Annotated in this window: 14 protein-coding genes and 2 tRNA genes; 9 read left to right on the top strand and 7 right to left on the bottom strand. The window is 60.0% G+C overall.

Annotated elements, in window-relative coordinates:
- Positions 1 to 65: 65 nt before the first annotated feature.
- Positions 66 to 140, bottom strand: a tRNA-Cys gene (locus BGE01nite_RS06735).
- Between the two features lie 89 nt (positions 141 to 229).
- Positions 230 to 994 carry a serine/threonine-protein kinase gene (locus tag BGE01nite_RS06730; RefSeq protein WP_170266645.1) on the bottom strand — a complete coding sequence of 255 codons (765 nt, stop codon included), beginning with the start codon at positions 992 to 994 and terminating at the stop codon, positions 230 to 232.
- A gap of 71 nt (positions 995 to 1,065) precedes the next feature.
- Here BGE01nite_RS06730 and BGE01nite_RS06725 point away from each other — a divergent pair, with 71 nt between their 5' ends.
- Positions 1,066 to 2,733 carry a sulfatase family protein gene (locus BGE01nite_RS06725; protein WP_146849664.1) on the top strand — a complete coding sequence of 556 codons (1,668 nt, stop codon included), beginning with the start codon at positions 1,066 to 1,068 and terminating at the stop codon, positions 2,731 to 2,733.
- A gap of 95 nt (positions 2,734 to 2,828) precedes the next feature.
- On the opposite strand, the gene BGE01nite_RS06720 is transcribed toward BGE01nite_RS06725, so the two are convergent.
- The 4 genes from BGE01nite_RS06720 to BGE01nite_RS06705 form a co-directional block, all read right to left on the bottom strand.
- Positions 2,829 to 3,059 (bottom strand): ribbon-helix-helix domain-containing protein, encoded by a 231-nt coding sequence (locus tag BGE01nite_RS06720; protein ID WP_146849663.1) that lies wholly within the window; start codon positions 3,057 to 3,059, stop codon positions 2,829 to 2,831.
- Positions 3,060 to 3,173: 114 nt separating this feature from the next.
- Positions 3,174 to 4,421 carry a beta-ketoacyl-ACP synthase II gene (fabF, locus tag BGE01nite_RS06715; protein WP_146849662.1) on the bottom strand — a complete coding sequence of 416 codons (1,248 nt, stop codon included), beginning with the start codon at positions 4,419 to 4,421 and terminating at the stop codon, positions 3,174 to 3,176.
- Positions 4,422 to 4,500: 79 nt separating this feature from the next.
- Positions 4,501 to 4,905: an RNA-binding S4 domain-containing protein gene (locus tag BGE01nite_RS06710; RefSeq protein ID WP_146849661.1), complete on the bottom strand. Its 405-nt coding sequence runs from the start codon at positions 4,903 to 4,905 to the stop codon at positions 4,501 to 4,503.
- A 57-nt stretch (positions 4,906 to 4,962) separates the two neighbouring features.
- Positions 4,963 to 6,348, bottom strand: coding sequence for an alkaline phosphatase family protein (locus tag BGE01nite_RS06705; protein ID WP_146849660.1), 1,386 nt, complete (start codon positions 6,346 to 6,348; stop codon positions 4,963 to 4,965).
- A gap of 316 nt (positions 6,349 to 6,664) precedes the next feature.
- On the opposite strand from BGE01nite_RS06705, the gene lgt reads away from it, so the two are divergent.
- From lgt to BGE01nite_RS06690, 3 genes are all read left to right on the top strand, one after another.
- The gene (gene lgt, locus BGE01nite_RS06700; RefSeq protein ID WP_170266644.1) at positions 6,665 to 7,612 is read left to right on the top strand and encodes a prolipoprotein diacylglyceryl transferase; all 948 of its coding nucleotides are present in this window, start codon (positions 6,665 to 6,667) and stop codon (positions 7,610 to 7,612) included.
- Positions 7,613 to 7,729: 117 nt separating this feature from the next.
- A tRNA-Pro gene (locus BGE01nite_RS06695) sits at positions 7,730 to 7,806 on the top strand.
- A gap of 134 nt (positions 7,807 to 7,940) precedes the next feature.
- Positions 7,941 to 8,894 carry a hypothetical protein gene (locus BGE01nite_RS06690; protein ID WP_146849658.1) on the top strand — a complete coding sequence of 318 codons (954 nt, stop codon included), beginning with the start codon at positions 7,941 to 7,943 and terminating at the stop codon, positions 8,892 to 8,894.
- Between the two features lie 60 nt (positions 8,895 to 8,954).
- Here BGE01nite_RS06690 and BGE01nite_RS06685 read toward each other — a convergent pair whose 3' ends face one another.
- A complete protein-coding gene (locus BGE01nite_RS06685) occupies positions 8,955 to 9,191 on the bottom strand; it encodes a ferredoxin (RefSeq protein ID WP_146849657.1) in 237 nt (78 codons plus the stop codon).
- 221 nt (positions 9,192 to 9,412) lie between these two features.
- Here BGE01nite_RS06685 and hemQ point away from each other — a divergent pair, with 221 nt between their 5' ends.
- The 5 genes from hemQ to BGE01nite_RS06660 all read left to right on the top strand — a co-directional run bounded on the left by hemQ (position 9,413) and on the right by BGE01nite_RS06660 (position 13,089).
- Entirely contained in the window at positions 9,413 to 10,225 is an 813-nt protein-coding gene (gene hemQ / locus BGE01nite_RS06680; RefSeq protein ID WP_146849656.1) for a hydrogen peroxide-dependent heme synthase, read from the top strand.
- Between the two features lie 31 nt (positions 10,226 to 10,256).
- Complete coding sequence (locus BGE01nite_RS06675) at positions 10,257 to 10,523, top strand: addiction module protein (RefSeq protein ID WP_146849655.1); 267 nt, start codon at positions 10,257 to 10,259, stop codon at positions 10,521 to 10,523.
- On the top strand, positions 10,520 to 10,822 hold the full coding sequence (locus BGE01nite_RS06670) for a type II toxin-antitoxin system RelE/ParE family toxin (RefSeq protein ID WP_146849654.1): 303 nt from the start codon (positions 10,520 to 10,522) through the stop codon (positions 10,820 to 10,822). The genes BGE01nite_RS06675 and BGE01nite_RS06670 overlap by 4 nt, the downstream gene beginning before the upstream one ends.
- A gap of 17 nt (positions 10,823 to 10,839) precedes the next feature.
- Positions 10,840 to 11,625, top strand: coding sequence for a thiazole synthase (locus tag BGE01nite_RS06665; protein ID WP_146849653.1), 786 nt, complete (start codon positions 10,840 to 10,842; stop codon positions 11,623 to 11,625).
- A gap of 84 nt (positions 11,626 to 11,709) precedes the next feature.
- A complete protein-coding gene (locus BGE01nite_RS06660; RefSeq protein ID WP_146849652.1) occupies positions 11,710 to 13,089 on the top strand; it encodes an NAD(+)/NADH kinase in 1,380 nt (459 codons plus the stop codon).
- Positions 13,090 to 13,616 lie beyond the last annotated feature (527 nt).

Genomic DNA, 13,616 nt, shown 5'->3' with positions numbered 1-13,616 from the left:
ACGGTGCATAAGCACACGGAAACGTTTTAGCGGCCCAAGGCCTGACACCTTATGATGTGTGAAAGTGGAGGCGAGGGCGGGAATTGAACCCGCGCATACCGGTTTTGCAGACCAGTGCATTACCACTTTGCTACCTCGCCATGCTCGTTGAGCGAAGTGGGAGGCTAGCGAGTCGGGGCGGGGTGTCAACTGCGGGAAAGGCATTCCAGCACGGCTGACTTGGGAAAAATCAGGCGGAGAGGGTTCTTAAAGCCTCCTGGCAGCTCTGCGGGCGATCGCCGGGCAGGCGGGACATGAGCTTTTCAACCCAGGCGACGAGGGAAGCGGGGAGATCCGGGCGCGCATCGGCGAGGGCGGGTGGCTCGGGATAGAGGTGGCTGGTCATGACCTCGGGGGTGGTCTCACCGACGTGGGCGAAGCGGCTGGTGAGGGCGAAGAAGAGGGTGCAGCCGAGGGCGTAGAGATCGGTCCGCACATCGAGGTGCCTTTCCTCAAACTGCTCCGGGGCCATGCAGTGGATGGAGCCGACGAGGGGCTGGCGTGAGCTGACACCTAGTGGTCGGGACTCGCCGAAGTCGATGAGGGTCCAGATGCCATCGCCGCCTTGCTGGAGGTTCGCGGGCTTCACATCGCGGTGAAGGAAGCCGGCGCGGTGGACGGAGTGCAGGGCATCCAGAGTCTGGGAGGTGAGGCGGGCGAATTCGGTGAGGGAAAGTGGATCGCGAGACGCACGGGCATCCAGGGATTCGCCTTCGAGCCATTCAAGCGCGAGGTACGCACCTTGGGGAAGTATGCCGCTCTCCATGAGTTTGACGACGTTGTCTCCACGAATGGTGCTGAGCGCGTGAGCCTCGCGCTCCCAGGTGGGCAGGCGTGCGAGGTCCTCAAACTTCTTCAGGGCGATGATGCGGCCATCACGCCTGTCCCGGGCTTGATAGATGCCACCGCGATCGCTTTCGGCGATCTTTTGGAGCACTTCGAAGTCATCGATCATGGTCCCCATGCTGCCTCGGACAGCGGCTGGCTGCAAGTCTGCCTGCCTGCCCTTCGTTCACGGGCATCACCATGCGTCTATTCTCTTTTCTCGCCCTCGGATTTGCCCTCCTGATGCCCGGCTCACCGCTCTCTGCCGCGGATGCGAAGCGGCCGAACATCCTGTTTTGTTTTGCGGATGACATGGGGCGCTATGCGAGCATCTATCAGCAGCTGGATGGCAAGGGCACGGTCAATGATCTGATCAAGACGCCGAACATCGACCGCATCGCGAAGGAAGGTGTGCTTTTCAAGAATGCGCATGTCTGCGCACCATCCTGCACACCGTGCCGCAGCTCGCTGCTCTCCGGACAATATTTCTGGCGCACGGGCCGCGCGGCCATCCTGCAAGGCGCGAAGTGGGACCTGGGCATTCCGGCCTATCCACTTTTGCTCAAAGACTCGGGTTATCACATCGGCAAGGCGTATAAGGTGTGGTCGCCCGGCTCACCGGCGGATGCGCCGTATGGGCAGCAGGCGCATGCGTATGAAAAGGCGGGCCGCCGGGTGAATGACTTCTCCGAAAACGTGACGAAGATGGTGAACGAGGGCAAGGCCGTGGATGCAGCGAAGCAGGAGCTCTACGATGAGGTCGCGGGGAACTTCGATGCCTTCATCGCGGATCGTAAAGAGGGTCAACCCTTCTGCTTTTGGTATGGGCCGACGAACGTGCATCGCAAATGGGTGAAGGGCAGTGGCGCGAAGCTCTGGGGCCTGGATCCTGAGCAGCTCAAGGGCAAGCTCCCCGCCTTCCTTCCGGATGTGCCCGAGGTGCGTGAAGATCTGGCGAGCTACTTTGGCGAGATCATGGCCTTTGATGCCTGCATCGGCGTGCTGCTGAAGAAGCTGGAGGCACTGGGTGAGCTGGACAACACGCTCGTAGTGGTGAGTGGAGATCACGGCGCGCCGGGCTTCCCGCATGGGAAGTGCAACCTCTACGATTTCGGCACGCATGTGACGCTGGCCGTGCGTGGCGCGGGCACGAAGGGTGGCCGTGTGGTGGATGATTTCGTGAACCTCATGGATCTGGCGCCGACCTTCCTGGAAACGGGTGGTGTGACACCGCCTGAGGTCATGACGGGCCGCAGCCTGGTGAAGGTGCTGCAGAGTGACAAGAGCGGCCAGGTGGATCCTGAGCGCACGTCTGTGATCACGGGCCGCGAGCGGCATGTGGAGTCCGCGCGCGAAGGCTATCTCCCCTACCCTCAGCGCGCGCTACGCACGCCGGAGTATCTGTATATTCACAACTTCAAGCCGGACCGCATGCCCATGGGCGATGCCGGGCAGATGGATGCGGACGCGGACACCCTAACCAACAATACGCACATCAGCTTCGCGGACATGGACAGCAGCCCCACGAAGGCCTGGATCATCGGCGAGCGTGCGAACGCGCAGTGGAAGCAGCATTTCGACTGGGCCTTTGCGCAGCGTCCGCGCGAGGAGCTGTATGTCATCGGCAAGGATCCGTTTGAGGTGAAGAACGTGGCTGATGATCCGGAGTATGCGACCATCCGCGATCAGATGCGCGAGCGCCTCATGGCCGAGCTGAAGCGCACGAAGGATCCGCGCGTGGAGAATGATGGAGCCTTCTTTGAGACGGCTCCCATGGCGGGTCCACTGCCGGATGACATTATGAAGCCGAACCGCGCCAAGGGTGGCAACAAGGGCAAAGGCAAGGGTGCGGGGAAGAAGGAGGAGTAATGGCCTTGAATGATGGTAGAAAAATTAAGGGTAGAAAGATTTCAGAAAATTTTTCTACCCTCAATCTTTCTACCTCCATCGGTTTGGGCTCGCTCTCAGATGGCTGCGTTCAGGCGGACTCGATCAAGCACTGAGGCATCATAGAGGATGTGTTGAGAATGCACTCCGCTGAGAATGGCAGATTCCAGATTCAGCGGTTCATCAAACTCTTGATGCTCGAGCGCGCGCAAAGCTGCACGCACGACCTCACCTTCATCGGCATAACGACCTGTCTGCATCAACCTCTCCACGAGCGCGGACAGTGCTGGAGGCAAGACGATCTTCATGTCTGAAGAATGGGGTTTGTTTCATCTTTGTCTAGCACCTGCACCCAAAGCAAAAGGAGACGCTTTGGGCGTCTCCTTTTGAGGATAGATCAGAGAAGCTGGAGCGGACTTTATTTAGTCCACCTTCTTCACGAGCACGGAGCTGTTGTGACCGCCAAATCCAAAACTGTTGCTGAGGGCGGCGGTGACTTTGGCCTGACGGGCGACGTTCGGGACGATGTCGACATCGACTTCAGGGTCGAGGTTTTCGACGTTGATGGTCGGAGGGATGATCTGGTCGCGGATGGCGAAGATGCTGGCGGCGAGCTCAATACCACCGGCGGCACCGAGAAGGTGACCGGTCATGGACTTGGTGCCGGAGACGAGGAGGCCCTTCTGGGCGTATCCGCCGAAGGTGCGCTTGATGGCGCGCAGCTCACAGAGGTCACCCACCGGAGTGGAGGTGGCGTGAGCATTCACGTAGCTGACATCGGTCGGGTTCATCTTGGCATGGCGGAGGGCCATGTCCATGCACTTGGAGGCGCCGAGGCCTTCCGGATGCGGGGCGGTGAGGTGGTAGGCATCGGCAGTGACGCCGTAACCGGCCAGCTCGGCATAGATGGTGGCACCGCGCTTCTTGGCGTGCTCATACTCTTCGAGGACGACAACGCCGGAGCCTTCCCCCATCACGAAGCCATCGCGACCCGTGTCCCAGGGGCGGGAGGCGCGCTCAGGCTCGTCATTGCGCATGGAGAGGGCTTTCATGTTGCCGAAACCAGACAGGCCGCAGGGACGGATGCTGGCTTCAGCACCACCGGCGATCATGATATCGGCATCGCCAAACTTCATGATGCGCCAGGCCTCGCCAATGTTGTTGTTGGACGTGGCGCAGGCGGTGGTGATGCACATGTTCGGGCCCATGAAGCCGAAGTCGGTCGCGATCATGCCGGAGGCGATGTTCGTGATCATCATCGGGATCAGGAAGGGGGAGACGCGGTTCGGGCCCTTGTTCAAAAGGATCTCATACTGGGTCTCGATGGTGCTCAGACCGCCGATGCCGGAGCCGACCATGACGCCGACGCGCCAGGGGTCCAGGCTGTCCTGGTTCAGGCCGCTGTCCTTGAAGGCCATCTTGGAGGCAGCCATGGCGAGCTGGAAGAAGCGGTCCGCACGACGGGCTTCCTTGTGATTGTTGAAGAAGGGGGTGGGGTCGAAATCCACCACTTCGCCTGCGATTTTGCAGTCATACTTCTCCGTGTCCATGCTCTGGATGCGCCGGATGCCGCTCTTGCCGGCCACGAGGTTTTTCCAGAAGTCATCCTTGTTGTTTCCGAGGGGGGAAACGACTCCGATGCCTGTGATAACGATACGACGTTCAGTCATGAGTTAGGTGGTAGGTAGGTGAGACGTGAAGGGTCAGAGAACACGCTTTACCCCCTGCGGCAAGGTGTTTTTCCCCCGGTCAGGCGTGCTCCTGGGCCCACCATTCCCGCAACTGCCTGAGTTGCTGCTTATTAGGCTTGGCCACGGTCTCGTGCTCCCGGGGTGTTTCCAGTTCCCGCTGGCGGCGGAGCTCCCCGGCCTTGATGATCCACTCCTCCGGGGTCTGGTTTTCACAGAACTCCAGCACCCGCGGAGCCCCCAGCCGCTGAGACGGGAAGCCGAGCACTTTTAAACGCAGGCGCAGGTCTCCGCGCACGACCTCCAGGACGTTTCCGAGATGCAGATCACGGCTGGGTTTGATGACCTGGCCGTCGAGAGTGACGTTCCCCTTATTGCAGGCCTGGGTGGCCAGGCTGCGGGTTTTGAAAACGCGGATGTGGTGCAGCCACTTGTCTACACGCTGGGTCTCTAGGGTCTCGGCCATGTCTCGTCTCTACCTCTCCTCGCGGTTGGATGTGCCGCGCGCGGCGGCTTTGCTTGCTTACTTCAGCGCTTCCTCAAGCACGCGTCCTTCCACCCCAGGAATCGTCACGCCGAGCAGCTTCGCCATGGTCGGGGCAACATCGCGATTGTCAATCTTCTCAATGACGCTGCCGCCGGTCTTCACCCCGGCTCCGCTGATGACAAAGCAACCACCCATGTCCGGGTGCGTGTGCAGGTAACCGTGGGAACCTTTGGCGACCTCCACCTTGGTGATCACGGCGCTGTCCGCGAGGGAGTCCGTGAAGTTATAACCGTCCTTTGCGGACAAGAAGAGGTCGGGCTCGCGAGGGTCCTCCTCGGACAAGAGATGGCCGACGACGGTCTTGAAGTCCTTCCGCTCGACGATGGACTCCACGCCTTCAATGGCGGCGAGCTTGGGCGTGATGTCCGCCAGGATGCTATAACGGTTAGCTTGATCAAACACGTAGACGAAACATGCGCCGCCCTCGGCCATGGCGAAGACTTTGGAGGACTTGTCCAGCGTTTTTCCGAGCACGGTTTTGGTTAGGCCATCCTGCTTCAGCACCACGTTTGGATTGATGAGCTTGTCATAGGTGATGAAGCCGTGATCCGTGGTGATGACGAAGGTGGTCTTGTCACGAATGCCTGCCTCTTCCGTGGCGCGGATGAGATCAGCCACGCGGTTGTCGGAGTCATTCGCAGCCCAGTAGGCTTCGGGAACCTGGCGACCGTGCGCATGCTCGAAGCTGTCCAGGCTCACAAGATGGAGGGCGAGGAAGTTCGGCTTCTTGGTGCGGATGATGTGCTGCGCGAGCTGCGAATACATGTAGTCACGCTGCGCCTTGCCGGGATTGCCTGCCTTGCACCACTCCATCTGTTTTTCGATGGGGATGCCGAGCTGCTTGGCCTCGGCGATGAGCTGCGGGGTGCCGTATTTTTCAAAGAGCTCCTGCTCAAAAACATCTGGCACGGTCCAGTCGAGGGTTTTGGCACCGCGTGAGGCAGGCCAGATGACGCCTGCAGTGGTCATGCCCGCTTGTTTGACCACGTCATAGATGGTCGGGGTCTTGACGATCTCTTCCTTGTTGAAGATGGGGTCCGGGATGAGCGGGATCTTTTTCCACTGCTCTCGGTCCCAGTAGTCGTTCGAGAGCACACCGTGTTTGCCGGGGTTCACGCCGGTGACGAGGGTGGTGTGATTGGTCCAGGTGACGGTGGGAAAGCTGCACTGCATGCGCTTCGCACGCACACCCTCCGCGGCGAGCTTTTTCACCGTGGGCATATGGCAGCGGGGATCGTCAAAGTAGTGATGCGCCCAGCCGTCAATGCTGACCAGGATCACATGCTCCGCCGGTGCGGCGATGGCACGAACGGCGGCGGACAGCAGAGCGATGGCGACGAGAAGACGGCGGCTGGATTTCATGGAAACGAGAGAACGCTGGGGTGACGGATTTTTTAACCGCAGATAGCGCCGAGGGCTCAGATGGTCCCGGAATTGGCTGAAGGCTACTCTCTAACGGAACGATACCAGCCGTTGGAGTGCAGGCTTTAGCCGATCTTTGACGTGACGTTCCTTCCCAGAACCCAGATCGCCTAAAGGCTTCACTCCAACAGAGCGAAACTGAGCCCGGTAGGCTGCGCGGGACACGCGCATCCTGTGGAGTGGCTGCGTATGGATGGCGCTCCTTTCACTTGCCGGAATCCATGCCTGCCACGAAATGGGGGCCGGTTTTCCTGCCATGACCAGCGTCCTCGCCACCTATCTCCACGATCTCAGCCCTTATCTGATCCGCTTCAGCGACAGCTTCGCGCTGCATTGGTATGGGCTGGCCTATGTGCTGGGCTTTTACCTGACCTATCTGGTGATGCGGTTTCTGGCGCGGCGCGGCCTCTCCGAGATCAAGGAGAACCAGGTGGCGGACTTCATCACCCTGGTGGCCATCTTTGGCGTCGTGCTGGGCGGACGCGTGGGCTACATCCTGCTCTATGATTGGGATCAGTTCGTCCAGACGCCGTGGATGATCTTCATGATTCACAAGGGTGGCATGGCCAGTCATGGCGGCATCGCGGGAGTGGCACTTTTCTGCCTGTGGTATGCGCGGAAGCACAAGATCTCGTGGACGGGCATCGGTGACACACTGGTCTGCGGTGCGCCGCTGGGGGTGTTTTGCGGCCGCATCGCGAACTTCATCAATGGCGAGCTTTTTGGCCGAGTGACGACGAGCTCATGGGGCATGAAATTTCCCACGGAGCTGCTGCATGAGGACTTCGTGAAGCAAGGTGGGACACCGGTTTCCCTGCCCCCGAATCTGCAGCACAGTCCGGAGATCATCGCGTGGTTTGAGCAGAATGGCGGAGGTCGTGCGGAGCTGGAGTCCATCCTGCACACTCGTCATCCCTCCCAGCTTTATGAAGCCCTGGGTGAAGGTCTGCTGCTGAGCGCGGTGCTGCTGGCGGTGCGCATGCGCTGGCCGCGGCTGCCGCACGGTGTGCTCACGGGGCTGTTCTTCATCCTCTATGCGGTGGCACGCATCAGCCTGGAAAACCTGCGCCAGCCAGACTCAGGCTCCGAAGCCATCATGGGCATGACGAAGGGGCAGTTCTTCTCCCTCTTCATGGTGCTCACAGGCATCGCTTTCATCATCTATGGAGCACTGCGTGGTGGCCGCCTGAAGACGCAGGTTTGATGGCGGATGAGATGAAGAAATTTTGCGCGGGATGAAAACAAGTCAGTTGCAAAGGAGAGGCATCCCGCCATCATCCGCATCCCCAGCCGGACAGCGCATGCTGTCCCGCCAAAAGGTCGGGCCGTAGTTCAGCCTGGTAGAACGCTTGCATGGGGTGCAAGAGGTCGTGAGTTCGAATCTCGCCGGCCCGACCACTATCTCCCGCCACGATGCGGGAAGGTTTCGAGGAAGTGCTTGCCCGCTCTGCCCTGCCTCAGTTAAGCATGCGTGCCTTTATACCGTGAACTAGTCCATGCATCTTGCCACTCCAGCCCCTCATCGTGCTTTCATGGCGACTGCTTCAACCCTGGCGGTCATTCTGGTCCTGTGCCTGGTGCTGGGCTGGCGCTATCATTTCAGAGTGGTGGAGCATCGGCGGGCGATCATGCAGATGTCCCAACAGGCGGAGAAAGTGCGGCTGGCCACGGCCTACTCGACGGAGAGCGCACGCCCGGCAGCCGTGACCGCTACTCCTGGCACGGTAGTTCCGGCCGCACTCACCGCACCACCCGAGACTGAGGTCGTGCTGCGCTACGATCCCGCCGCGCGTAAGGTGCCGGAAACCACGGAACCAGAAGTCCTGCCGCTGACTGCCTTGACCGATGCGGAAGGCCTGGTCCGCAAGTATGCCGACACCACCCACTGGCAGGACCGGCTGCAGTTTGTCTCAGAGCCGGAGCGGGTGCGGGCACTGATGGAGGACTACTATGAGGTCCAGCAGAATGTCGATCCGGTGATTGGGACGCTCATTGATCAAAAACGACTGCGGATCGGCGGGGCTGAGATCATCCAGCTGAACTTCCGGGGCTCCCGTGTGGTGGGACGGCTGGAACTGCTGATGCGCCGCACGGGCACCAACCGGCTGGTGATCGACTGGGAGAGCCTGGTGGGTTACTCGCAAAAAAGCTTCAGCGAGCTGTCCAAGACGCGGCCATCCACCCCCGTCCTGGTGCGTGGCTATGTGACGCTGGATGACTACTACAGTCATGAGTTCAGTGACAGTTTGAGATATCTCTCACTGAAGGTCACGTCCCCTGATGGCACCGGACTGATCAACGTCTACTGCCCGCGGGATGGTGAAATGGCGAGCTGGCTGCAGACGAATCTGCGAGGCAGCCTTCAGGAATCGCAAGCCAAGGCCTGCACCCTGTGGATCAGCTATCCGGAAAAGGCTGAGTCAGGGCGCTGTGCGAACCTGCTCCAGGTGCAGGCGAGCCAGTGGCTGATACTGCCGAAGAAATAGAAAAGGCGCGGCTGCATGAGCCGCGCCCTTTTGGAAAAGAACCCAGGATTGGAAAGGATCTCAGTCTGCGCCGTCGCGACCGATGGCCTCGACCGGGCAGCCGGTGAGGGCTTCCTCGCAGAGGTTGATCTCGTCGTCGTTTTCTGGCTGCTTGAAGACGTAAGAGTGGCCACCGTCGTCATCACGCTTGAAATTGGCTGGAGCCGTCTCACGGCACAGATCGCAGTCGATGCACTGATCGTCCACGTAGTAGGCACCGTTCACGTTCTGGGAATATTTGTTTGCTGCGTCAGCCATTGTCAGGGGGATGTCTGGGGTTTGAGGGCCGGGAGAGTAGTGCCCACCCCCCTCTCTTTCAATCGTTTTTTCCTCCCCGCGCAGGACGAGACGGGGTCTCAAAAAGGCAGGCGCAGGAGAGCACAAGGATGGGCAAGACTTCCCCTTTCCTGCGGCTTGATCCTGCCCGAAAGCACGGCAAACAACTCCCAGTCACTTTTACCTCCACCAACCGCCCCTCCATGTCCCCCATCATCCCCCAAGAAGGCTGGATCGTTCAGCACCTGTTTTACAACCTCGACCACGGTTTCTGGGCCGCCCTGACGCCTGAGGAAAAGGCTGAGCGCACCACCCGCTTGGCGGAGACCCTGCAGCGCATCCGCAGCCACCCGAAGACCCAGTTGCTGAGCTTCAGCATGGTGAGCCCGAAGGCTGACCTGGGCATCATGCTGCTCACGCCAGATCTGCAGGACGCGAACCGCTTTGAGAAGGAGCTGACGCTGGCCCTGGGGCCGGAGATGCTGAACCCGACCTACAGCTACCTTTCCATGACCGAGTGGACGGAATACAGCGAGAAGGAGGAGGAAGCCTCCGAGCGCATCGCCCGCACGGAAAACCTGGAGGCCGGCTCCGAGGCCCACGCCAAGCGCATGGCCGAGTGGAAGGGTCACATGGACAAGTATTTCAACGACCGCCTGTACCCGAACATGCCGGACTGGCAGGTCATGTGCTTTTACCCCATGAGCAAGCGCCGCAATGTGGGTGCGAACTGGTATGCGAACGACTTCGCCACCCGTCGTGAGCTGATGCAGGGCCATGCCCGCACCGGCCGCAAGTATTCCGGCAAGGTGCGCCAGCTCATCACCGGATCCACCGGCCTCGATAGCCATGAGTGGGGTGTGACCCTCTTTGCTCACGATGTATTCCAGATCAAAAGCATCGTCTATGAGATGCGCTGGGATGAAGTGACCACGCAGTATGGCGAGTTCGGTGACTTCTACATCGGGATCCAGCTCAATGGCGACGAGCTGCTGCAGAGGCTGCAACTGGCTTGATCTGGGCAGGTAAATTGGTTACTCTCCAGCCATGAGCGCGATCGCCAGCACCTCCACACCCGTCATTGACGCATTGATGGGTGCCATCTCCTGCCTGAGTCGCGAGGAGAAGAAAGTGTTGGTGGAACGTGTGCGTGAGGAGATCATCGCGGACGATGATGATATTCCCGAATGGCATCTCGAAATCCTTGAGGAGCGGGAAAAGCTGCGCGCCGCAGGGCTCGACGAATCCATTCCCGTAGAAGACGCTTTTCGCCAAATCCGTGAAAGGTTTCAACAGGAACGAATGAAGTCATGACGGTGCATGTTCTTCGTTCTGCGCATGAAGACATTCTCAAGGCAGCACGGTTCTACGAGAAACAAGAGAAGGGACTTGGTGAACGCGTCATCGCCTTTCTCGAGACAGAGGTCATGAAGCTTGGCGAGACGGCAGGGATTCACCCTGTCCACAGGGGTTTCTACCGTGCAGTCGTCCAAGGTGCATTCCCCTACTACCTGATTTATTACACCGTGGATTCCAAAGGCGTTCACGTCCGGGCCATTCTAGACCACCGCCGTAACCCCAGTAAAATTCGCCGACGACTTCGCGACGTTTGATTCCCTTTTTCGATTTCATGCAGAACCAGCCCCTCACCATCGCCGGACGCACGTTTCAATCCCGCCTCATGCTGGGCACGGGCAAGTTTGCCTCGGGTGATCTCATGCGTGATGCCATCGTGGCCTCGGGCACGGAGATCGTCACGGTGGCGCTGCGGCGCGCCGACCTCTCCGGCAAGGGAGATCCTTTTGCGAACATTCTGGACTACATTCCGAAGGACATCCTGCTGCTGCCAAACACCAGTGGTGCGATGAATGCGGAGGAAGCGGTGAGGCTGGCACGACTGGCCGTGGCTGCAGGTCTGCCAAACTGGGTGAAGCTGGAGATCCATCCGGATCCTCGTTACCTTTTGCCGGACCCGATCGAGACGCTGAAGGCGGCGGAAGTGCTGGTGAAGGAAGGCTTCATCGTGCTGCCTTACATCAATGCGGATCCCGTGCTGGCACGTCGCTTGCAGGATGTCGGCACAGCCACGGTGATGCCGTTGGGTTCGCCCATCGGATCGCATCAAGGCATCACCACGCGGAAGCAGATCGAAATCATCATTACCCAGGCCACGGTGCCGGTGGTGGTGGATGCAGGCATCGGTGCGCCGAGTCATGCAGCGGAGGCCTTTGAGATGGGTGCGGATGCCGTGCTGGTGAATACCGCGATTGCCATCGCCAGTGATCCCGCGCGCATGGGCATCGCCTTCAAGATGGCGGTGGAGGCAGGGCGTGCGGCTTATGAGATGGGACTCGCGGAGTCCAGCACGGAAGCTACGGCCACAAGTCCGCTGACGACCTTCCTTTATCAATCATAGGTCATTCGCCACAGCGTGGTGCTTTGACAAACATGCCCGCATGTTCTGTTTGCCGCCGCGCTTGGGCACCTCCAGATTTATCTCATGCGTATCGCCATCTTCGGAGGCAGCTTTAATCCGCCCGGACGGCATCATCGTGCCATCGCGGAGACTTTGGCGCGTGAATTTGACGAGGTGCGGGTGATCCCCTGCGGGCCGCGCCCTGACAAGTCTGTGACGGACAGCATTCCGCCGGTCTACCGTGCCGCGCTGGCGGATCTGGCGTTTGCAGGTTTGCCGAAGGTGGTGGTGGATCTCTTTGATCTGGAGCAGGCCACGTTTTCACGAAACTGGGAGCTGCAGGAGCGCTTCGCGCCGATGGGTGAGGTCTGGCATGTGGTGGGCACGGATTTGATCGCCGGTGGTGGACGTGGCGCGGCACCGATCCAGACCTCGTGGGCCAAGGGTGAGGAGCTTTGGAAGACGGCGCGCTTCGTGGTGCTGCAACGTCCGGGGCATGACATCGATCCGAATGATCTTCCGCCACACTCCAAATTGATCCCGCTGAATGTGCCGGGCTCCAGCACGGAGATTCGTGAGAGGCTTGGACGTGGCGAACCCATCGATGACCTGGTGCTGCCAAGAGTACGTGACTACATCGACCGCTATGGCTTGTATCGCGCGCCGATCCCCGGCACCTGGGCGCGAGACAGTCTGCATGATGCGCCGTTTCTGGTGTGCTCGGACACGAAGAATCCCAAGACCGATGCGCTCGCCGAGAAAACCGGTGCGGGTGTGAGTGATGGCGACGCGAAGTTCATCAACGTGCTCGGGGGCGATGGCGCGATGCTGCGCTGCATTCGCGAGCACTGGCGCAAACGCCTGCCTTTCTTCGGCATCAATGCAGGGAACCTCGGATTCCTCATGAATGCGCCGGAGCAGGTTTTTAGCGAGCCGTTCCCGCCTTCGGATGTGATCCTGCGGCAGCTTCCGATGCTCTATCTGGAGTTCGAAGGCGCGAATGGTGAGACCCGCACCTCGTATGGATTCAATGATGCCTGGCTGGAGCGAAGCACCAGCCAGAGCGCATGGCTACAGGTGAAAGTGAATGGTGATGTGCGCATCGCGAAGCTGGTCAGTGACGGTGCACTGGTGGCCACCGCAGCCGGATCCACAGCCTATGCGCGCAGCATGGGCGCCAGCCCGCTGCTGGCGGACACGCCTGCGTGGTTGCTGGTGGGTTCAAACGTGCTGCAACCGGCGCACTGGCGCAGCGCGCTGCTGAGTATCGACAGCACGGTGGAGATCCGCAATCTCTCACCGGACAAGCGTCCGGTGGAGGCTTTTGTCGATGGTCATAGCATGGACGAGGTGGTGGCGCTGCGTGCGCGCATCAGCTGCGCGGCGGCGGCGGAGCTGGTCTTCTGCGCGAGTCATGACATGGCGGACAAGATTGCGGCGATTCAGTTTGAGGCGGGTTCTTGAGTTGGAAATACCTAACTAAGGATGCGAATGCAGGGCGTGAGGCAATGACCTTGTGCATTGAGGGCCAAGGGCCCGACACTCCTCAGCCCAGGCCAACGGCCTGGGATTCAGCACGTTTCGCACTCGCCAACGAACCAGAGCGCCGAAGGTGCGACACTCGCCTCCTCGGGTCCATTTGCCGTTGCAATGTCCGACGTCGAGTGTCGGCCCTACAGGCCTCCACATCGGGTAACCGACGTTGTTTGGCGCCTTTCCCAGGCCGTTGGCCTGGGCTAAGGAGTGTCGCCTCTTCGAGGCTCACAGCACTTTGGCTACAGCACGTGGTTAGACCGCGTTTCGCGAATGTCTGAACCCTCGGCAGGCACTCCAAAAGAAGTAAGCGCTGAGCGCCAGCAAAGCGACTCCGAACCCGACACCGATCCAAATCTCCCGGCTCGACATCCACTGCTCGTCGAACAAACCTGAACCTACTTCGATGGTCCGGCAATGCAGGAATTGAGAGCGAAAGCAAGCGATGAGACCAAAGA

It is taken from the genome of Prosthecobacter gellanilyticus (genome assembly GCF_007992435.1).
Classification (GTDB): domain Bacteria; phylum Verrucomicrobiota; class Verrucomicrobiia; order Verrucomicrobiales; family Verrucomicrobiaceae; genus Prosthecobacter; species Prosthecobacter gellanilyticus.
This window is presented reverse-complemented; position numbering and strand designations above follow the sequence as displayed.